General features: G+C 74.1%; 18 protein-coding genes. 4 read left to right on the forward strand and 14 right to left on the reverse strand.

Annotated elements, in window-relative coordinates:
* Positions 1–34 precede the first annotated feature (34 nt).
* Together ABIQ69_RS14810 and gabT are read right to left on the reverse strand one after the other, a co-directional pair.
* Positions 35–1,336, reverse strand: a complete 1,302-nt coding sequence (locus tag ABIQ69_RS14810) for a Glu/Leu/Phe/Val dehydrogenase (protein WP_350347895.1) — start codon at positions 1,334–1,336, stop codon at positions 35–37.
* Complete coding sequence (gabT, locus tag ABIQ69_RS14815; protein WP_350347896.1) at positions 1,333–2,691, reverse strand: 4-aminobutyrate--2-oxoglutarate transaminase; 1,359 nt, start codon at positions 2,689–2,691, stop codon at positions 1,333–1,335. The genes ABIQ69_RS14810 and gabT overlap by 4 nt, the downstream gene beginning before the upstream one ends.
* A gap of 171 nt (positions 2,692–2,862) precedes the next feature.
* Here gabT and ABIQ69_RS14820 point away from each other — a divergent pair, with 171 nt between their 5' ends.
* The 3 genes from ABIQ69_RS14820 to ABIQ69_RS14830 all read left to right on the forward strand — a co-directional run bounded on the left by ABIQ69_RS14820 (position 2,863) and on the right by ABIQ69_RS14830 (position 5,501).
* The gene (locus tag ABIQ69_RS14820; protein ID WP_350347897.1) at positions 2,863–4,422 is read left to right on the forward strand and encodes a PucR family transcriptional regulator ligand-binding domain-containing protein; all 1,560 of its coding nucleotides are present in this window, start codon (positions 2,863–2,865) and stop codon (positions 4,420–4,422) included.
* A gap of 107 nt (positions 4,423–4,529) precedes the next feature.
* A complete protein-coding gene (locus tag ABIQ69_RS14825; RefSeq protein ID WP_350347898.1) occupies positions 4,530–4,721 on the forward strand; it encodes a DUF1918 domain-containing protein in 192 nt (63 codons plus the stop codon).
* 21 nt (positions 4,722–4,742) lie between these two features.
* The gene (locus ABIQ69_RS14830) at positions 4,743–5,501 is read left to right on the forward strand and encodes an SGNH/GDSL hydrolase family protein (RefSeq protein WP_350347899.1); all 759 of its coding nucleotides are present in this window, start codon (positions 4,743–4,745) and stop codon (positions 5,499–5,501) included.
* A gap of 58 nt (positions 5,502–5,559) precedes the next feature.
* Here ABIQ69_RS14830 and ABIQ69_RS14835 read toward each other — a convergent pair whose 3' ends face one another.
* The 12 genes from ABIQ69_RS14835 to ABIQ69_RS14890 all read right to left on the reverse strand — a co-directional run bounded on the left by ABIQ69_RS14835 (position 5,560) and on the right by ABIQ69_RS14890 (position 18,662).
* Positions 5,560–6,051: an FBP domain-containing protein gene (locus ABIQ69_RS14835; protein WP_350347900.1), complete on the reverse strand. Its 492-nt coding sequence runs from the start codon at positions 6,049–6,051 to the stop codon at positions 5,560–5,562.
* 82 nt (positions 6,052–6,133) lie between these two features.
* Positions 6,134–7,084, reverse strand: coding sequence for a bile acid:sodium symporter family protein (locus ABIQ69_RS14840; protein ID WP_350347901.1), 951 nt, complete (start codon positions 7,082–7,084; stop codon positions 6,134–6,136).
* A gap of 72 nt (positions 7,085–7,156) precedes the next feature.
* Positions 7,157–8,467: an aminotransferase class V-fold PLP-dependent enzyme gene (locus ABIQ69_RS14845; RefSeq protein WP_350347902.1), complete on the reverse strand. Its 1,311-nt coding sequence runs from the start codon at positions 8,465–8,467 to the stop codon at positions 7,157–7,159.
* Between the two features lie 186 nt (positions 8,468–8,653).
* Positions 8,654–9,319, reverse strand: coding sequence for an alkylhydroperoxidase domain protein (locus ABIQ69_RS14850; RefSeq protein ID WP_350347903.1), 666 nt, complete (start codon positions 9,317–9,319; stop codon positions 8,654–8,656).
* Entirely contained in the window at positions 9,316–9,894 is a 579-nt protein-coding gene (locus tag ABIQ69_RS14855) for a CMD domain protein (RefSeq protein WP_350347904.1), read from the reverse strand. Before ABIQ69_RS14855 ends, ABIQ69_RS14850 begins: the two co-directional genes overlap by 4 nt.
* Before the next feature lie 43 nt (positions 9,895–9,937).
* Positions 9,938–11,011 (reverse strand): putative FMN-dependent luciferase-like monooxygenase, encoded by a 1,074-nt coding sequence (locus ABIQ69_RS14860; protein ID WP_350347905.1) that lies wholly within the window; start codon positions 11,009–11,011, stop codon positions 9,938–9,940.
* Positions 11,008–12,660, reverse strand: coding sequence for an ABC transporter ATP-binding protein (locus ABIQ69_RS14865; RefSeq protein ID WP_350347906.1), 1,653 nt, complete (start codon positions 12,658–12,660; stop codon positions 11,008–11,010). Before ABIQ69_RS14865 ends, ABIQ69_RS14860 begins: the two co-directional genes overlap by 4 nt.
* Positions 12,657–13,607 (reverse strand): ABC transporter permease, encoded by a 951-nt coding sequence (locus ABIQ69_RS14870; RefSeq protein WP_350347907.1) that lies wholly within the window; start codon positions 13,605–13,607, stop codon positions 12,657–12,659. The genes ABIQ69_RS14865 and ABIQ69_RS14870 overlap by 4 nt, the downstream gene beginning before the upstream one ends.
* A complete protein-coding gene (locus ABIQ69_RS14875) occupies positions 13,604–14,542 on the reverse strand; it encodes an ABC transporter permease (RefSeq protein WP_350347908.1) in 939 nt (312 codons plus the stop codon). Before ABIQ69_RS14875 ends, ABIQ69_RS14870 begins: the two co-directional genes overlap by 4 nt.
* Positions 14,543–14,553: 11 nt before the next feature.
* Positions 14,554–16,191 (reverse strand): TIGR04028 family ABC transporter substrate-binding protein, encoded by a 1,638-nt coding sequence (locus tag ABIQ69_RS14880; protein WP_350347909.1) that lies wholly within the window; start codon positions 16,189–16,191, stop codon positions 14,554–14,556.
* A 265-nt stretch (positions 16,192–16,456) separates the two neighbouring features.
* The gene (locus ABIQ69_RS14885) at positions 16,457–17,857 is read right to left on the reverse strand and encodes an NtaA/DmoA family FMN-dependent monooxygenase (RefSeq protein ID WP_350347910.1); all 1,401 of its coding nucleotides are present in this window, start codon (positions 17,855–17,857) and stop codon (positions 16,457–16,459) included.
* Between the two features lie 289 nt (positions 17,858–18,146).
* Positions 18,147–18,662, reverse strand: a complete 516-nt coding sequence (locus ABIQ69_RS14890; RefSeq protein WP_350347911.1) for a hypothetical protein — start codon at positions 18,660–18,662, stop codon at positions 18,147–18,149.
* A gap of 92 nt (positions 18,663–18,754) precedes the next feature.
* Here ABIQ69_RS14890 and ABIQ69_RS14895 point away from each other — a divergent pair, with 92 nt between their 5' ends.
* Positions 18,755–19,318 carry a GIY-YIG nuclease family protein gene (locus ABIQ69_RS14895; protein ID WP_350347912.1) on the forward strand — a complete coding sequence of 188 codons (564 nt, stop codon included), beginning with the start codon at positions 18,755–18,757 and terminating at the stop codon, positions 19,316–19,318.
* Positions 19,319–19,326: the final 8 nt, after the last annotated feature.

The following is a 19,326-nucleotide window of genomic DNA, read 5'->3' on the forward strand; positions in this document are numbered from 1 at the left end:
TCTGGGAGCCGAACCCCCTGGCCGGGGCATCCGGTCAGGGGTACAGGCCGCGGAGGCGGTGGGCCTCGGCGACGCGTTCGACGGCGAGTGCGGTCGCGGCGGTGCGGAGCGACAGCCCCCTCGCCCCCGCGTAGCCGAGCACGTGCTGCCACGCGTTCAGCATCCGCTCCTCCAGTCTGCTCTCCACCTCGTCGGCCCGCCACCAGTAGGCCTGGTTGGCCTGCACCCACTCGAAGTACGAGACGATGACGCCGCCGGCATTGGCGAGGATGTCGGGGACGACGAGGACGTCGCGCTCGCGCAGGATGCGGTCGGCGGCGGGGGTCGTGGGGCCGTTCGCGCCCTCGACGACGACCTTCGCCCGCACCGCGGCCGCGTTGCCCTCGTGCAGCACGCCCTCGACGGCGGCCGGCACGAGCAGATCGACGTCGTGGGTGAGCAGCGCCTCGCGGTCGAGCGGCTCGGACTCGGCGAAGTCGACCACCGAGCCGGTCTGCTGCACGTGCGCGATGAGCGCCTCGACGTCGAGGCCGCCGTCGTTCGAGACGGCGCCGTACTGGTCGCTCACCGCGGTGACGCGGACGCCCGCCTCGGCGAGGAAGCGCGCCGTGTCGGCGCCGACCTTGCCGAAGCCCTGCACGGCCGCGGTCGAACGCCCCGGCTCGAAACCGGCGTGGCGGAGCGCGGCGAGGGCGATGTGGGTGACGCCGCGGCTCGTCGCCGACGCCCGGCCGAGCGATCCGCCGAGCGCGATGGGCTTGCCCGTGACAATGCCGGGCACGGTGTACCCCGAGTTCACCGAGTAGGTGTCCATCATCCAGGCCATGGTGCGCTCGTCGGTGCCGATGTCGGGCGCCGGGATGTCGCGCTCCGGCCCGATGATGGGCAGGATCTCGCTCGTGTAGCGCCGGGTGACGCGCTCGAGCTCGGCGGTGGAGTGCGCGCGCGGGTCGATCGCGATGCCGCCCTTGGCGCCGCCGTAGGGCACGTCGAGCAGGGCGCACTTCCAGGTCATCCACATCGCGAGCGCGCGCACCTCGTCGAGGTCGACGTTCGGGGCGTAGCGGAGACCGCCCTTCGCGGGGCCGCGCGAGAAGTTGTGCTGCACGCGGTAGCCCGTGAACAGCTTCGTCTCGCCGTCGTCGGTGCGGAGGGGCACCGCGACGGTGAGCTCGCGGCGGGGCGTCGCCAGCAGCTGATGCGTGCCCTCGCTGAACCCGAGCAGGGCGATCGCCTCGGCGAGCTGCGCGCGGGCGTCGTCGAGCGGGGTCGCGATCGGGGCGGCGTTCGCGGCCCCGGCGGATGCGGCGACGACGGTGTCGGCCAGGGTGGTCATGCGCGCTTGAGCCCCTCCGCGACGATGCCGATGCCCTCGACGAGCAGGTCGTCGCCGATCGTGAGGGGCGGCAGGAACCGGATGACGTTGCCGTAGGTGCCGCAGGTGAGCAGCACCACGCCGTGGGCGTGCGCGTAGGCGGCCACCTCGGCGGTGAGCTTCGGGTCGGGAGCCCCGGTCTCGGGGTCGACGAACTCGATCGCGACCATGGCGCCGCGGCCGCGCACGTCGCCGATGCGGGGGTCGGCGGTGCGCAGCGCGTTCAGACGTCCGAGCAGCACCGCGCCGATCTCCTGCGCCCGGGCGATGAGGCCCTCCTCCTCGTAGGCCTCGATCGCGGCGAGCGCGGCGGCGCAGGCGAGCGGGTTGCCGCCGTAGGTGCCGCCGAGGCCGCCGGCCATCGCGGAGTCCATGATCTCCGCCCGGCCGGTGACCGCCGAGAGCGGCAGGCCGCCGGCGATGCCCTTCGCGGTGACGACGAGGTCGGGCACGATGCCCTCGTGCTCGCTTGCGAACCAGGCGCCGGTGCGGCCGAAGCCGGTCTGCACCTCGTCGGCGATGAAGACCACGCCGTTGCGGTTCGCCCACTCGACCAGTGCGGGGAGGAAGCCGGGCGCCGGCACGATGAAGCCGCCTTCGCCCTGGATCGGCTCGATGATGACGGCCGCGAGGTTCTCGACGCCCACCTGCTTCTCGATCTGGAGGATGGCACGGGCGGCGGCCTCGCGGCCGTCGAGGCCGCCGTCGCGGTAGGGGTAGCTGAGGGGCGCGCGGTACACCTCGGGCGCGAACGGGCCGAAGCCGCTCTTGTACGGGATGTTCTTCGCGGTGAGCCCCATGGTGAGGTTCGTGCGCCCGTGGTAGGCGTGGTCGAACGCGACGACGGCCTGCTTCTTGGTGTGGTGGCGGGCGATCTTCACCGCGTTCTCGACGGCCTCGGCGCCCGAGTTGAACAGCGCGGAGCGCTTCTCGTGGTCGCCCGGGGTGAGCTCGTTGAGCTTCTCGGCGACGGCGACGTACCCCTCGTAGGGCGCGACGGTGAAGCAGGTGTGCGTGAAGGCGTTCAGCTGCGCGGTGACCGCGTCGACGACGCGGGGGTTGGCGTTGCCGACCCCGGTGACGGCGATGCCCGAGCCCAGATCGATGAGCGAGTTGCCGTCGGCGTCGACGACCACGCCGCCGCCCGCGGCGACGACCGAGATGGGCAGGGTGTGCCCGACGCCCGACGCGACCGCGGCGGCCTTGCGCGCGATCAGCTCCTGCGAGCGCGGACCCGGGATGGCGGTGACGAGGCGGCGCTCCTGCGCGAGCGAGGGACCTCCGGTGGCGGTGGCCGGCGTGTCGACGATGGTCATGGCTGCTCCTGCTCCGATGCGAGATGGCTGGGCGACCGGGCCATGCTAGGCACGCCGACTCGGATGCCGCTCCGCCCGTGTGTACACTCGAAGCCGACTTCCTCGACGCGGTGTACAGCTCCGGCGCTGCCCGGCGTCGAGGCATCCCGACCGGCTGAGGAGGCGACGGCGATGCAGCCCACGGTGCGCACCATGCTGGAGCTCGACGAGCTCGCCCTGAGACTCGTCGTCGACGCGGCGCAGCTGCCGCCCGCCGCGCTCGACGCCCCCGTCGCCTGGGCGCACTCCTCCGACCTCGTCGACCCGACGCCCTTCCTCGACCCGGGCCACGTGCTGCTCACCACGGGCACCCAGTTCGGCGCCGACGCGGGTGCCGACGACCCCGCGCGCTTCGACGCGTACGTGGCGAGGCTCAGGGCGGCGGGCGTCGCCGCGCTCGGCTTCGGCACGGAGGTGATCCGCGACGGCACGCCCGCCCTGCTGGTGGCGGCCAGCGAACGCCACGGCCTGCCCCTCTTCGAGGTGCCCTACCGGGTGCCCTTCATCCGCGTCGCCCGCGCCGTCGCCGACCTCACCGCCGCCGACGCGAACGCGAGGCAGGCGTGGGCCCTGCAGGCGCAGCGCGCCATCTCGCTGGCCGCCCTCCGCCCCGACGGGCTCGGTGCCACGCTCGCGGAGCTCTCGCACCGGCTCGGCGCGTGGGTCGGCCTCGTCGACGCCGCCGGCGCGCTGGACCGCGAGGCGCCGCCCGCCGGGCTCGCCCAGCCCGCGCTCGGCGAGGTGGTGGGCGAGGCGAGATCGATGCTCCGCCGCGGCCAGCGGGCGAGCCGCACCCTCGAGGCCGGCGCCTCGGTCGGCGCCGCGCACCGCGTGACCCTGCAGACCCTCGGCGCCGGGGGCGCGCTCCGCGGCGTCCTCGCGATCGGCGACTCGCCCCAGCTCGACCAGGCCGGGCGCGAGGTCGTCACCGCGGTGATCGCGCTCGCGGGCCTCGCTCTCGAGCAGAACCGCGACCTCGACCGGGCGCGCGGGCACCTCCGGTCGGGCCTGCTGCGGTCCATCCTCGCCGGAGACCTCGACCTCGCCGCCGAGGTCGCCGGCGAGATGTGGGGCGCCCTCCCCCAGACGCCGCTCCGCATCGCCGTCGCCGACGCGCCAGCCGAGCACGCCGATCGCCTCGTCGAGTTCCTCGAGCTCCGCGTCGACGAGCGCCGGGGCCGCCTCTTCTTCGGACGCGACGGCGACACCGTGGTCCTGCTGGTCGAGCAGCAGGATGCCTCGCTCCCCGACGAGCTCTCCGACGAGTTCGACGTCGCCGTAGGCGTGTCCGACCCGGTCGAGTCGCTCCCTCGGCAGGTGCAAGCCGCGCACGAGCAGGCGCTCCGCGCCCTGGAGCGGGCCAGGGAGCAGGGCAGCGTCGTCGTCGCGTTCGACGAGATCAGCCGGCAGGGCGTCCTCGCCTTCCTCGCCCGCACCGACGCGCGGGCCGTCGCGCGCGCCACGCTCGCGCCGCTCGCCGACCACGACGCTGCGAACGGCACGAGCCTCGTCGAGACGACGCGCGTCTGGCTCGAGCACGGCGGCCAGTTCGACGCGACCGCCCAGCAGCTCGGGGTGCACCGGCACACCGTTCGCAGCCGCATCGCGCTCGCCGAGCGCCTCCTCGGCCGCGACCTCTCCGGCTTCCACGCGCGGGCCGATCTCTGGGCCGCACTGCTCGCCGTCGGCTGACCCCGGCTCGGCGGCGCACGGCCCGGCGGCGCCCGGCCCGGCGGCGCCCGGCCTACCGCGCCGGCGGAGCTCCGCCGTACCCTGGAGACGAGGGGAAAGGGGAGATGATGCACGCGGTCATCGGGGATCGTCTGGTCATCCACGGCAAGCAGGTCGGGCAGTCCGACCGTCACGGGGAGGTGCTCGAGGTACGGGGTCCCGACGGCGGCCCGCCGTATCTCGTGCGGTTCGACGACGGGCACGAGACGCTGTTCTTCCCAGGTGCCGACTGCGAGGTCGAGCACACGCCGGGCGCCTGATCGCGCGCTAGCGTGGAGCGCATGTTCCACACGTACGCGGCGATCGGCGACAGCTTCACCGAGGGCGTGGGCGACGAACTGCCCGACGGCAGCGTCCGCGGCTGGGCGGACTTCGTGGCCATCGGCCTCGCCCGCCACGCCCGCGAACCCATCGGCTACGCCAACCTCGCGATCCGCGGGCGCAAGCTCGGGCCGATCGTCGACGAGCAGCTCGAGGCCGCGATCGCGCTGCGTCCCGAGGTGATCAGCTTCAACGGCGGCGGCAACGACATGCTCCGCCCCCGCATGCCCGAGGAGCGGGTGGCCGGCCGGTTCCGGCAGGCGGTGCACCGCATCCGCGACGAGGGCATCCACGTCCTCATGCTGAGCGGCGCGAACCCCACGGAGCATCTGCCGCTCGGGCGCGTGTTCGACGCGCGCGGCGTGCGGCTGACCGAGGCGCTCCGCGACCTGGCCGAGCTCGACGGGGTGACGTTCGTCGACAACTTCAACGACGTCGGGCTGCGCGACATCCGATACTGGTCGCCCGACAAGCTGCACCTGAACTCGCTCGGGCACGCGCGTGTGGCGAGCAATGTGCTGACGGCGCTCGGCGTGCCGGTGCCGCCCGAGTGGGGGGTCGAGGAGGTCGCCGCGGCTCCGCCGGGCGCCCGCAGCCGGAACACCGCCGCGTACTACCGCGAGTTCGTGCTGCCGTGGATCGGCCGCCGCCTCACCGGACGATCGTCGGGCGACGGCCGCACCGCGAAGCGCCCGGCGCTCGACCCCGTCGAGCCCTGAGCGCCCGAGCCGGCGACCCCGCCCCGCGGGAGGCGAGCGCCCGAGGCAGGCGAGCGCCCTACGCGAGCACGTCCGCGACGAAGGCCCGGGTGCGGCGCGCGAGCCCCTCGATGCGCTCGAGCTCGCGGACGCCCGGCAGCATCTCCGAGGGCGCCGCCGGACGGCCGAGGCGCACGGTCTCCTGGCAGGCCAGGTCGCTGCAGATGTAGGTGCCGACGCTGTCGCCGCGCTCGCCGGCGACGCCCGCGCGGCGTGCGGAGAACAGCACGACCTGGTCGCCGGGCTGCTGGGTGTGGCAGAGGCTGCAGATGGCGGCGCGGTGGTGCGACCCGGAGTGCTCGGCGGCGCGCAGCACGACGCCGGCGGGTTCCCCGTCGAGCTCGGTGACGAGATAGCCGCGCGACGGGATGCGCGGGTCGCGCCAGCCGAACGCGTCGAGCGGGGCCCACTCGGTCACGAAGAAGCGCACGGGCAGCGAGACCTGGTCGAGCTCGGCCTCGCTCGCGTTGCGCAGCACCGAGCGGATGTCGCTCTCGACCAGCGCCTGCATGCGTCCCCTCTCCGCCCCGTCCAGTGTAGGCACGGTGATCGGATGCCCCGCCCGGAGCCGCACGCCCTCGGGGAACGAGGAGCTACCGGTCGGCCGACGCCGCCCCCGCGTCCGTCCCGCCGCCGCCGGCCGTCGCCGGCCGGCCGACGCCCGTGGGCACGGGCTCGCCCTCGTTGCCTGCGACCCTCCGCCCGCGGATGAGGAACCCGAACCCGAGCGCGACGAAGAACATGAGCACCCCGTACACCGCCGCAGGCAGGCTCATCTCGACGCTGCCGATGACGGTCTGGGCGATCACGATCGCGAGGGTGGCGTTGTGGATGCCGATCTCGAACGAGCTCGCGATCGACTGGCGGCGATCGACCCGGAAGAGCCGGGGCACGAGGTAGCCGACGGCGAGGCTGATGACGCAGAACAGCACGGTGATGCCGGCGAGCCGGCCCGCGTTCGCGACCAGCAGGTCGAGGTTGGAGACGATGGCGCCCGCGATGACGACGACGAGGATCACCACGGACGCGATGCGCACCGGCCGGTCCATCCGCTCGGCGAAGCCGGGCCGCCACCAGCGCACGAGCATGCCGAGCACGACGGGCAGCAACACGATCGCGAAGACCTCAACGGTCTTCGCGAGCTGCAGCCCGAGCTCCTCGTCGCCCGGCAGGAACACCTGGATCGCGAGGTTCGTGATGAGCGGCAGGGTCACGACGGCGAGCACGGAGTTGATCGCGGTGAGGGAGATGTTCAGCGCCACGTCGCCGCGGAAGAGGTGGCTGTAGAGGTTCGCCGTGGTGCCGCCTGGCGAGGCGGCGAGGAGCAGCATGCCGACGGCGAGCACGGGTGGCAGCTGGAACAGCAGGACGAGGCCGAAGCAGATCGCGGGCAGCAGGAGGAGCTGGCAGGCGAGGGCGACGACGACGGCCTTGGGATGCCTCGCCACCCGGGCGAAGTCGCCCGGCGTGAGCGTCAGGCCGAGGCCGAACATGATGATGCCGAGGGCGACGGGCAATCCGATGGTGGTCAACGCTGATCCCATGCGACCAGTGTGGCCGAGGCCGGGCTGGAGCGGGAGAGCCGATTCCGCGCGAGGGCGCGCGGATCCAGCGCGTCAGCGCGCGAGGAGCGAGGGCCGCGGCCGGTCGTCGACGATCGGCTTCCACCCGTCGGCGCTGCGGTGGTAGACGGCGCCGAAACCGCCAGCGACGACCGTCTCGAGCGCGTCCGCGAAGCGGTCGACGTCGGCGGACGTCGAGCCGATGCCGAGGCTCGCGCGCAGGCCGTTCGACCTCGTCGCGACGCGGTCGAAGAACGGGTGCGCACAGAAGCGGCCCGCGCGCACCGAGATGCCGTGCTCGGCGGACAGCGCCGCGGCCACCAGCCCCACCGACCCGCGCTCGAGTTCGAGCGTGACGATGCCGACGCGGGCGGGGGCATCCGTGAAGCCGCGCACGATGCGGACGCCATCGACGGCGGCGACGCGGCGTTCCAGTCGCGTCGCGAGCGCGTGCTCGTGCTCGATCCGGGCCGATGGGCCGAGCGCATCGAGCTCTCGGAGCGCGACGGCGAGCGCGGCGATGCCGAGGACGTTCGGCGTGCCCGCCTCGTGCCGCTCGGGCGAGGCGTGCCAGATCACGCGGTCGAGGCCCACGCGTGCGACGGCGCCGCCGCCCGCGAGGTACGGCGGCGCCTGGTCGAGCCAGTCGGCCCGGCCGACGAGGGCTCCCGCCCCGTAGGGGGCGTACGCCTTGTGGCCCGAACACGCGAGGTAGTCGACGCCGTCGGCGGCGAGGTCGACGACTCGGTGCGGCAGCAGCTGCGCCGCGTCGACGACGATCCGGGCGCCGTGCTCGTGCGCGAGGTCTGCGAGCCGGGCGATGGGCAGCAGTTCGCCGGTGACGTTCGAGGCGCCGGTCACGGCGAGGAGCGCGGCTGGCCGGCGGGCGAGCTCGGCGCCGAGCGCCGCGATGGTCTCCTCGATGCTGGGGGCTCCGACCACGACGCGGCGGCTCCGCCACGGCAGCAGGTTGGCGTGGTGCTCGATGTCGAGGACGACGACGTCGCCCGGCACGGCGGAGGCGAGCAGGTTCAGCGCGTCGGTCGTGTTCCTGGTGAAGACCACGACGTCGCCGTCGCGCGCGCCGACGTGGCGGGCGACGGCACCGCGGGCGTCCTCGACGAGCTCGGTCACGAGTTCGCTGGGGTAGCCCGTGCCGCGGTGCACGCTGGAGTACCAGGGCAGCAGATCGGCGACGGCCCGCGCCACGACCGCGAGCGGCGGGGCGGATGCCGCGAGGTCGAGGTTCGTGTGCGGCACGCGTCGTCCGCCGAGCACGGGCACCTCGAGGCCCGCGTCGGCGAGCAGCGCGAGCGGGGGCACGGTGCGCGACTCGGCGCGCGGTGCGGCGACGGCGATGCTCACGGCTCCCCCGATCCTGCGGGGCGCGCCGGTCGGCGCGCGGTCTGGTCGAGGGTACGGATGCCCCGTCACGCCCTCAAGGGTCCGCCGACGCGGGCCGTCACGGCGCGCAACACGGCGCAACGTGCGGACGCCCGGGCGAGTGGAGGCCGGACCGGGTCCGCGGTCCGGCCCCCGCCGGGTCGCCGGTCAGCGCCCCGGCTCGTCGGCCCGTGGCTCGTCGGCCCGCGGCTCGTCGGGTTCGCCGAGCGAGAGCATGAGGCGGTTCGCCCAGTTGAAGAACGCCGCCGAGTGGATGACGTCGGCGACGGCCTGCTCGTCGTATCCCGCAGCCCGCAGCGCGTCGAGGTGGCGCCGCTCGAGCCGGGGCGGCGTGGCGGCGAGCGCGGCCGACGCGTCGATCACGGCGCGCCACGCGGCATCCTGCTGCGCGTCGACGCCGTCGTCGAGGAGGCGCTGCACGTCGCCGGGCCGCTTCGAGTAGTGCCCGGCGAAGCGCGCGTGCACCGAGGCGCAGAACACGCAGCCGTTGACCCGGCTCGTCGCGGCGGCGGCGAGCTCGCGGTCGGCCCTGGGCAGCCCGTCGGCGGCGTTGGTGAAGATGTCCTTGTCGGCGAGCGTGCGGGCGCGCAGGATGTCGGGATCGCGCACGAGGAGGCGGAAGTAGTCGCTCTTCGCGCGGGCCCGGTCGACGAGCCCCGCCCACTGTCGTTCGGTCAGCTGCTCGGCGTCGGCCGGCTCGAGCCAGGGCAGCCAGCCGAGTTCGGCGGCCGTGAAGGCGGCGGGCGTGGATGCCTCGGGGCGGAGGATGACCGCGACATCGGGCTCCGCCACGCGGTCGGCGGTGTCGGTCATGCGGCCTCCTCGGTGAGCAGGCGCAGCCCGGCGGCGACGCGCAATTGGTACGCGAGGAACGCGACGAGCTGCGACAGGGTGACGATGCCGTCGGCGGACCACCCGGCGGCCGCGAGCCGCTCGAGGGCCGCGGGCGACGCCTCCCGGGGCCGGAAGACGAGCAGGTGGGCGTGCTCGAGGGCGGCGGCCGAGCGGTCGCCCACGGCCGCGCGAAGCGCATCGGATGCCTCGAAGCCGAGCCCGTCGCGCGACTCGGCGGCGAGGCCCGGCTCGCGGTACGCGCCGTAGGGCCCGGTGGTGCGGGCCGCCTCGGCGGCGAGCCGCGCCGCGTCGGCGAGGTCGCCCGCGAGTCCGGCGTAGAGCTCGGTCGCGGCCTCGTCGTCGTGCAGCGCGGCGACGAACGTCGCGACCAGGCCGCGCTCCGCACGGGTCGTGTGGGTCTCGTCGATGTCCGCGCCGAACAGGGCGTCGTGGCTGGCCTGCGACTGGTCGCGGGTCACGGGCCGGTGACGCCGGAGCGCGTCGACGCGGTCGCCGGGCGCGACGCCCGCGAGCCGATCGATGGTGTCGGTCATGTGGTCCTCTCTCGTTGCCGGGCGGGCCGGGCGGCCCGGACGTTCATTCGGTCGCGAGCGCGGTCGCGGTGGCGGCGGCGGCCGCAGTGACGCTCCTCGCGCCCGCCCCGACGGCTCGCCGGGCGCCGGCGCCCCAGCCGAGCGCCGGGGCGACCTCGGTCGCGATGAGCTCGATCGAGCGCAGCACGAGCTCGTGCGGCGGGTCGACCGAGTGCACCTGGAAGGCGACGTCGGTGGCCTCGGCCGCGACGGAGTCGCGCGCGAGCGACTCGACCACCTCGTCGACGGTGCCGACGTGGGTGTCGTACGACGCGATGAGCTCGTCGAGGCTCTCGCCGACCGGCGGTTGCCCGGTGCGCGCGAAGCCTGCGGCTGCGCGGCGCAACCCGAGCTCGGCGCAGCGACGGGCCTCGTCGCGCGAGTCGGCGACGAACAGCGTCCGGGAGGCGAGGATGCGCGGAGGCACGCCGTCCGGCAGCGACTCCCGGTACGCGTCGACGATCGGCAGCTGGAGCTCGGAGAGGGTCCGGCGCGGGGCATCCGCCGGTCTCGGCTGGGTGCGGGAGAGCAGCAGACCGTGCCCCGCCCGGCCGGCGCGCGTGCCGCCGAACGCGGAGAAGGTCGCCTGCCAGAGGTGGCCGAGCAGTCCGCGCCCGTCGGGGTGCAGCCGGTTGCGGTCGTCGCCGAGCGCGCCGCCGGCGAGGGCCGCGACGAGCGCGTCGACCTTCTCGCCGAACACCCGGGCGCGGTCCTCGTGCTGCTGCCCGAAGGCGAGGAACGACGCGGGCGTCGAGCCGGAGCCGACGCCGAGCTCGATCCGCCCGCCCGAGAGCAGGTCGGCGACCACCGCATCCTCGGCGACCCGGACGGGGTCTTCGAGAGGCAGGGTCACGACCGCGGTCCCGAGCCGGATCCGGCTCGTCGCGGCCGCCGCGTGCGCGAGGAACACGAACGGCGACGGCAGGCCGCCCTCGGCCGCGTGGAAGTGGTGCTGCGCGACCCACGCCGAGTCGAAGCCGTGGCGTTCGGCCGCGACGATCTGCTCGGTCGCGATGCGGTACCGCTCCGCGGGCGTGGTGTCGTCGAGAAGCCTGGTGAAGAATCCGATGCGGGTCATGCGACTGCGCCTTCCGTGCGGCCGGGGACCGCGGCGAGCAGCTCCCGGGTGTATTCGTGCTGGGGAGCCCGGAACACCTCGGCGGTCGTCCCGTGCTCCACGATCCGGCCGCGGTGCATGACCGAGACCGTGTGGCTGATGCGTGCGACGACCGCGAGGTCGTGCGAGATGAAGAGGTAGCTGAGCCCCAGGTCGGCCTGGAGCCGTTCGAGCAGCTCGAGGATCCGGGCCTGCACGGTCACGTCGAGCGCCGAGACCGCCTCGTCGAGGACGAGGAGCTCAGGGTCGAGGGCGAGCGCCCTCGCGATGGCGACCCGCTGGCGCTGTCCGCCCGACAGCTCGGCCGGGCGGTGTCCGGCGAGGTGCGCGGGCAGGGCGACGCGGTCGATGAGGTCGGCCGCGCGTGCGGCCCGGGCCCGCCGGTCGCCGATCCCGAAGTTCCGCAGCGGCTCGGCGACGATCTGCGCGACCGTCTGTCGCGGATCAAGCGAGGCGAAGGGGTTCTGGTAGACCAGCTGCACCCGGCGTCGGAAGTCCCGCCGGGCGGCCCCGGTGAGCCCGCCCGAAGGCCCGACGACCTCGTCGCCGCCGAGCAGCACCGTGCCGGCGTCGGGCGCGACGAACCGGGTCGCGATGCGCGCGGTCGTGGTCTTGCCCGACCCCGATTCGCCGACGAGCGCATGCGTCGTGCCGCGGAGCACGCGGAACGAGACGTCGTCGACGGCGCGGAACGGCTCGCCGCGGCCGCCCACCGGGTAGGTCTTCACGAGCCCGGATGCCTCGAGCACGAACGGGTTCGTGGCGGCCGCGACGCCCGCGTCGCGGAGGTAGGGCGGTGCGGCGGGGCTGCGGAACACCGGGGCGGCGAGGCCCGGGGCGTCGGCGACGAGCCGGCGCGTGTACGCCTCGCTCGGCGCGTCGAGCACCTCGCGGGTGGGTCCGCGCTCGAGGATGCGGCCCTCCTGCATCACGACGACCCGGTCGGCCCGCTCGGCGGCGACGCCGAGATCGTGGGTGACCAGCAGCACCGCGGTGCCGTGCTCGCGACGCAGCTCGTCGACGAGGTCGAGGATGCGCCGCTGCACGGTCGCGTCCAGTGCGCTCGTGGGTTCGTCGGCGATGACCAGCTCGGGTTCGAGCGCGACCGCGTTGGCGATGAGGACCCGCTGGCGCATGCCGCCCGAGAGCTCGTGCGGGTACTGCCGGGCGCGCCGCCCGGGGTCGTCGATGCCGACCCGGTCGAGCAGCTCGAGCACCCGGCGCTCGACGGCGCGGCGGTCGTCCCGCCGGTGCACCCGGAACACCTCGCCGAGCTGGGCGCCGATGGGTCGCACGGGGTTCAGCGAGGTCACCGGGTCCTGCGGGATGAGCCCGATCCGGATGCCCCGCACCGCCTGGAGCCGACGGTCGCTCCAGCCGGCGAGGTCGGTGCCGCGGAGCCGGATGGCGCCGCGTTCGATGCGTCCACCGGGCGGGAGCAGACCGAGGACGGCGCTCGCGGTGGTCGTCTTGCCCGATCCGGACTCGCCGACGAGGGCCACCACCTCGCCCTCCCCCACATCGAAGGAGACGTCGTGGACGACGCGCCGGTCCCGCCCGCGGGTGCGATACGCGATGTCGAGGCGGTCGATGTCGAGCAGCGTGGTCATGAGGTCCTCCCGGCGGCGTGGCTGAGACGGTTGGCGGCGAGGACGACGGCCACCACCACGAGCCCGGGCAGCACGGTCAGCCACCACGACGTCGCGACGTAGTTGCGCCCCTCGGAGATGAGCAGGCCCCATTCGGGCGTCGGCGGCGGGGCGCCGTAGCCGAGGAAGCCGAGCGTGGAGATGGCGAGGATCGCCGAGCCGAACTGCAGCGCGGCGAGGCCGACGACGGCGGTGAGCGAATTGGGCAGGACGTGCCGGAACAGCACGGCGGGCAGCCGCGCCCCCGATCCGATCGCGGCCTCGACGTAGTCGGCCTGGCGCACGCGCACGACCTCCGATCTCGCGAGCCTCGTGAACGCGGCGATCGAGCCGATGCCGACCGCGATGGCGGCGTTCACGGTGCCGAAGCCCAGCAGGATGATGATGCTGAGCGAGAGCAGCAGGCCCGGCACCGACAGCAGCACGTCGACGATCCGGCCGACCACGGCGTCGACGGCCCCGCCGAGCGACCCCGCGGCGACACCGAGCAGTGTGCCGCCGACGAGCCCGACGGTCACCGCGACGAACGCACCCGAGAGCGAGTGGACGGCGCCGTGCACGACCCTCGCGTACAGGTCGCGGCCGATGGCGTCGGTGCCGAACAGGTGCGCGAGGCTCGGCGCCTGCAGCTTCTCGGCCGGCACACCGGAGATCGGATCGGCGGCCGTGAAGAGCCACGGCACGAGGGCCCACGCCACCGCGATCGCGACCACGAGCCAGGCGAGCACGAGACCCGGGCGGATGCCGCGCACCCGGCCGACCCCCCGCACCCGGCGGCCGGACCGCGACGGCCGGCTCGCGGCTTCCGCGGGCGCATCGACCGCCGCGACCCCGCCCGTGACGACCCCGCCCGTGACGTCGACCGCCGGGGCCGGGGCATCCGTTCGCTGCTGGACCGGCGCGCTCATGCGGCCACCGCCTTCCGCTTCAGCCTCGGATCGAGGACGGGATACACGAGGTCGACCGCGAGGTTCACCACGACGAACACGAGCGTCGACAGGATGACGATCGCCTGCAGCACCGCGACATCCTGATTGGCCACCGCCTGCTCGGTGAGCCGGCCGATGCCGGCCCGTCCGAACACCGTCTCGGTGACCACGGCGCCGCCGATGAGCTCGCCGATCAGCACGCCGGCGATGGTGATCGCCGGCAGCATCGCGTTCCGGGCGACGTTGCGCCACAGCACCCAGGCCCCGCTCGCGCCCTTCGCCCGCACGACCGCGACGAACGGCGACAGCTGCACCTCGTCGATCGAGCGGGCGAGCACCTGCGCGAGGGGCGCTGAGATCGGCACCGCGAGCGTCAGCACCGGCAGGATGAGCCCCTGCACGGGGTCGGCGCCGATCACCGGCACGAGCCGCAGCTGGAACGAGAACACCTGGATGAGCACGATGCCGAGCCAGAACACCGGCACCGACACGAACACGCCGGGCAGGGCCCGGAGCCCCCGCCGCAGCCATCCGAACGGCGCGAGCGTCGACAGGAACGCGATGCCCACGGCGAGCACGACCGCCACGAGGAAGCCGAGGCCCGCGAGGGCGAGCGTGTCGGGCAGCGCCGAGCCGATCAGCTCGTGCACGGGCGTGCCGTACTGCACCGAGGTGCCGAAGTCGCCCTGCAGGAACCCGGCCAGGGTGTGCCCGAACTGCTGCCACAGCGGCACGTCCGCGCCGTACGCCGCCCGGATGTCGGCGATCTGCTCCGGCGAGAGCCCGAGTTCGGGGCTCTCGAACTTGATCAGGATCGCATCGCCGGGCAGGGCCTGCAGCAGCACGAACGTCGCCGTGAACGCGACCGCGAGCACGATGAGGGCCTGCCCGGTGCGACGGAGGAGGTACGGCACGGTTCCGGCTCCTACCGCTCGTCGAGCCAGGTGTCGTAGAACTGCGGGCGGGCGACGGCCTCGGTCGTGAAGCCGTGCACGTACGGCGCCGCGCCGTAGACCTGCGGCTCCTCGAACAGCGGGATGACGTAGGCCTGCTCGGTGAGGTAGTCCTGCACGGCGGCCGAGGCGGCGTCGCGCGCGGCCGGGTCGGCCTCGGATGCCACGGCCGAGAGCAGCGCGTCGAGCTCGGCGTCGTTCGAGAGCAGCGTGTTGCGGTTCTTCGTGAAGTACTGGCTCTTGATCACGTCGTGGTCGGCGCGGCCCACCATCGAGTGGTACAGCGGCGTCTTCAGCGGGTCGAGGATGTCCTCGGCGTAGCTGCCGGAGTCGGCGGCCTTCACGTTCAGCTCGACGCCGATCTCCTTCAGCTGCTGGCTGACGAGCTCGAGGGTCTGCTTCGACAGCGGCTGCGGCTTCGCCTCGTACACGGTGAGCGAGAGGCGCTCGCCGTCGCGCTCGCGGATGCCGTCGGCGCCGACGACCCAGCCGGCCTCGTCGAGCAGCTCCTCCGAGAGCTCGGGGTCGTACGCGAGCCCCTCGGACTCGTCGGTGTAGCCCTGCGCGGTCGAGGCGAGCTGGGACGTCGCGACCGGGTAGTTCTCCGTGAAGATCGTGTCGACGACCTCCTGCGCGTCGACGCCGTGCACGAGCGCCTGACGCACGCGCAGATCGCTCAGCAGCGGGTTGGTGAACCGCAGGCCGATGGAGTTGTTCACCCCGCGGGTCGGCGCGGCGACGATCTCGAACCCGGCACCCGAGACCTGCGCCTCGTCGAAGGCCTGCACGTACCGGATGACGTCGGCCTGGCCGGCGAGCAGTGACCCGATGCGCACACTGTCCTCCGGGGTCACGATGACCTCGATCGCGTCGAGGTACGCCCGGCCCTGGTGCTCGAACGACTCGGGCGCCCAGTCGTAGTCCTCGCGCGCCTCGAGCAGCAGGGTGGTGCCGATCTCCTCGTCGGCCGCGACGAACGGCCCGCTGCCGACGATCTCGGCCGCGTTGCCCGCACCCCAGTCCTCGAGCTTCCGGTCGAGCGTGGCCGGCGAGACGAGCCCCGAGTTGATCGTCGAAGTGGCCTGCAGGAAGCCCGGCGCCGGCGCCGAGAACCGGAACGTCACGGTGTCGGCGTCGACGACCTCGCTCGAGGCGTAGTTGTTGATCGCCTCGGAGATCGTGAGACCCAGGTCGGTGTTGCCGAGCCCGTAGGTGTCGAAGTTCTTCGCGACGGCCGCCGCGTCGAGCGCGCTGCCGTCGGAGAAGGTGACGTCGTCGCGGAGGTCGAACGTGTACTCGGTGGCATCCGCGTTCACGGTCCAGTCGGTCGCGACCCACGGCTGGATCTCGAGGGTCTCGGGGTCCTGCCAGGTGAGGCGGGCGGTGAGGTTGTTCACCAGCCCGCCGTTCGGATAGAAGCCCGCCTGCGGCGGGTAGAGCGTGGTGTACGCCTGGTGCTCGAGATACGTCAGGGTGCCGCCCTCGACGGGGTCGCCGGAGGCGGAGCCGGCTGAGCTCGCCTGGCCGCTCGCGCACGAGGCGAGCATGGCGGCGGCGGCGAGCGCGGCGGCGCCCGCGATGACGGTGCGGCGGAGGCGGGTCGTTGGCATGGGCGGATCGTTCCTTCGGTCGGGATGCTGCGGTCCGGTGGCGCCCGGTCGGGGCGTGAGCCTCGACGGTACGGATGCCTCGCGCCGGGCCTCAACCGGGCGCCGTCTCGCGGATTCATCCGCCGACACAGCTCGTCGTGTGGCGTCATCCCGCGTCGTCTTCGCGAGGTGCGCGCTGCTGCGACGGGCGGTGAGACGCGGGCGCGGAGACACATCCGGTCATGTGACGCCGTGCGGCGGGACGGCGCGGGTCGGTGGTCGAGCGTCAGCGGCCGAGCGTCAGCGCGGCGTCGGCGGCTAGGTGCACGTTGGCCGGCCGCTCGAGCCCGAGGTGTTCGCGGAGCGTCGAGCCCTCGTACTCCGTCGGGAACACGCCGAGGCGCTGCAGCTCGGGCACCACGCCGAGCGCGAAGGCCTCGAACTGCGCGGGCTGCACGGCCGAGAGCACGTTGAAGCCGTCGACCGCTTCCGCGTCGGCCCACGCAGCGAACTCGGCGGCGATCTGCTGCGCCGTGCCCACGATCATCGAGGCGTGCACCGTCGCGGTGACCAGCAGATGCCTGAGCGTGGGCGGCGCCTCGCCGCCGACCCGGCGGCCGGTGCGCTCTCCGGCGATCTCGGCCAGCTCCTGACCGAGCTGGGAGAAGCCCGCCGCGAGCTGCGGCGTCACGACCGTGTCGGGACCGAGCCCGTCGAGGGCCACGCCGACGAGCGTCGACAGGTGGGCGATCGAGCGCTGCTCGGGGAAGACGTCGGGCGGACCGCCGGCGAAGTCCTCGGCGACCGGCACGAGCACCGTCAGCTCGTCGGCGATGGCCTGCGCGTGCTCCCTCGTCTCGCCGACGATCGGCAGCACCGGGGCAATGACCTTGAGCGTGCGGTCGTCACGGCCCGACTCGAAGGCGAGCGAGCGCAGCTCCTCGCGGAGCGCCGCGGCCTGATGGATGTCGGACACCGCGACGAGCGCGAGGTCCGCGCTCCGCGCCGCGAACAAGCGCGACCGCGGCGACGTGCCGGCGTGCACGAGGGGCAGGTGCCCTTGCACGGGCCGGGCCACGTTGAGCGGCCCGGTGACGCTGAGCTGGGCGCCGTGGAAGTCGGTCGCGTGCAGCTTCGACGGGTCGAGGTACACGCCGGCCTCGGCGTCGGCGACGATGGCGTCGTCCTCGAAGGAGTCCCAGAGCCGCCGGAGCACCGTCTCGAACTCGTCGGCGCGGTCGTAGCGGGTCTCGTTCGTGGCGTGGGCGTCGCGCCCGTGGTTGCCCGCGGCGCGCGGTTCGGCCCCCGTCACGAGGTTCAGGCCGGCCCGGCCGCCGGAGAGCAGGTCGATGGAGGCGGTGGCCCGGGCGAGTGTGTACGGGTCGGAGTAGCTCGTGTTCGCGGTCGCGATGAGCCCGATGCGGCTCGTCAGCGCCGCCAGGTAGGTGACCGCGGAGAGCGGGTCGATCCGGGCGACGAGGTACGGGTCGCGGTACTCGAGGTCGTGGCCGGTGGCGAGCCAGTCGCCGAAGAACAGGTAGTCGAGCCTCGCCCGCTCGGCGACCTCGGCCGTGCGGCGCAGTACGGCGGCGTCGCCGCGGGGGTCGCGATGCGCGCCCGGGTAGCGCCACCCCGACGGGTACGCGCCCACCGTGCGGACCATCGCGCCGATGATGAGTCGAGACATCAGGCACCACCTCCACCGGCGACGCTAGGAGGGCGGGCGGCGGCACGGCGAGCGGGTCCGTCACAGTCGGGAACGCGGGGTCATATGACTTGATCGGCGGTCACACGGCGTCACGCATCGTTCGCGCCGGCAGGTCCGCGGATCGGCGTCACGATCCGGCGTCTCGAGCATCTCTCAAGTGAGGCGGTGTGGATGCATCCCCCGAAATGCCCGCGTCGCCTGTCGCCCCGATGGTCCCCACGGCCGGGCGACGGCCCCCGGGCGTGAGCCGCCCGGGGGCCCTCCGCGTTCAGCGGCCGGGCTTGTCGGGCCGCTTGGTGTGGCCGGGCGGCACGTCGGGCTCGGGCTCGGGCTGCGGGTCGGGCTCCGCCGTGGGCTCCGGCTCGGGCTCGGCGACCGGTACTTCCGGCTCGGGCACCGGTTCGGTGTCGACGGGCGGCGCCTCGGTGCCGGGCGCGGGCGACGGCAGGATCGGCGCATACGACGCCGGCGGCGAGGTGATCGCCGCCGGCGTCCTCGGCCGGTCGCGCGGCTCCGCGACCGGCGCTCCGGACGGCAGCGACTGCAGCAGAGCGATCGTCGCGCCGAAGGCGATGAGCATCGCGAGCGCGGTGCCCGTGATGAACGCGCCGAGCCGGTGGGTGCGCACGATCCGGGTGAGCACGACGACCGGGCGCGACTCGAGTACGCCGCGCAGCCCGCGGAGCACGACGGCCGAAGCTGCGGCGCGGAGCGCTTCGGCCCGCCCCCGAGGCGCGACATCGGAGGCGCGGACGCGCGGACGGCGCATCGGCTCCTCGGTCATGGGGCTCTCCGGGTCGGCGGGTCATGGGCGGCGGCCCGATCGGCCACGCATCGAGGATATGCAACGTCGGCGGTGCGCCGTAGCCTGCGGGCGTGATCATCCGCTGCGGCATCCGTTCGGCCGACGGCACGGCGTGCGCCGAACCGGCTGAATCCGGTGCGCCGCTGCCGCTCTGCACGACACATCTGCTCGCCGCCCATGACTGGGTCGAGCGGAGCGTCGGCACCGCCGACCTCCTGCCCGCCCCGTGCACCGCGTGCGGGCACCCCGTGGGCCGGCGGTATCCCGCAGGGCTCGTCTGCGAGCGCTGCGACTGGCGCGTGGGCGACGTGCCAGACCTCGAGCTCGGCTCGCCGGCGATCGACGTCGTCTACTACGTGCGCTGGCGCGACCGGGTGAAGATCGGCACGAGCGCGAGTCCGAGGCGCCGCCTCGCGGCGCTGCCCGTCGAGGAGGTGCTGGCGTTCGAGCGCGGCGACCGGCTCGTCGAACGCCGCCGCCACGAGCAGTTCGCCGCCCACCGCCACCCGGGCACCGAGTGGTTCGCGATCCACGACGAGCTGCTCGCGCACATCGCCGAGCTCCGCGCCGGCGTCGACGATCCCTGGGCGCTCGTCGACCGGTGGACGGCGCACGCCCTCGCCGCCAGGGCCTAGCCGCCCGC

Origin of the sequence: Agromyces sp. G08B096 (assembly GCF_040267705.1) — a bacterium.
GTDB lineage: Bacteria > Actinomycetota > Actinomycetes > Actinomycetales > Microbacteriaceae > Agromyces.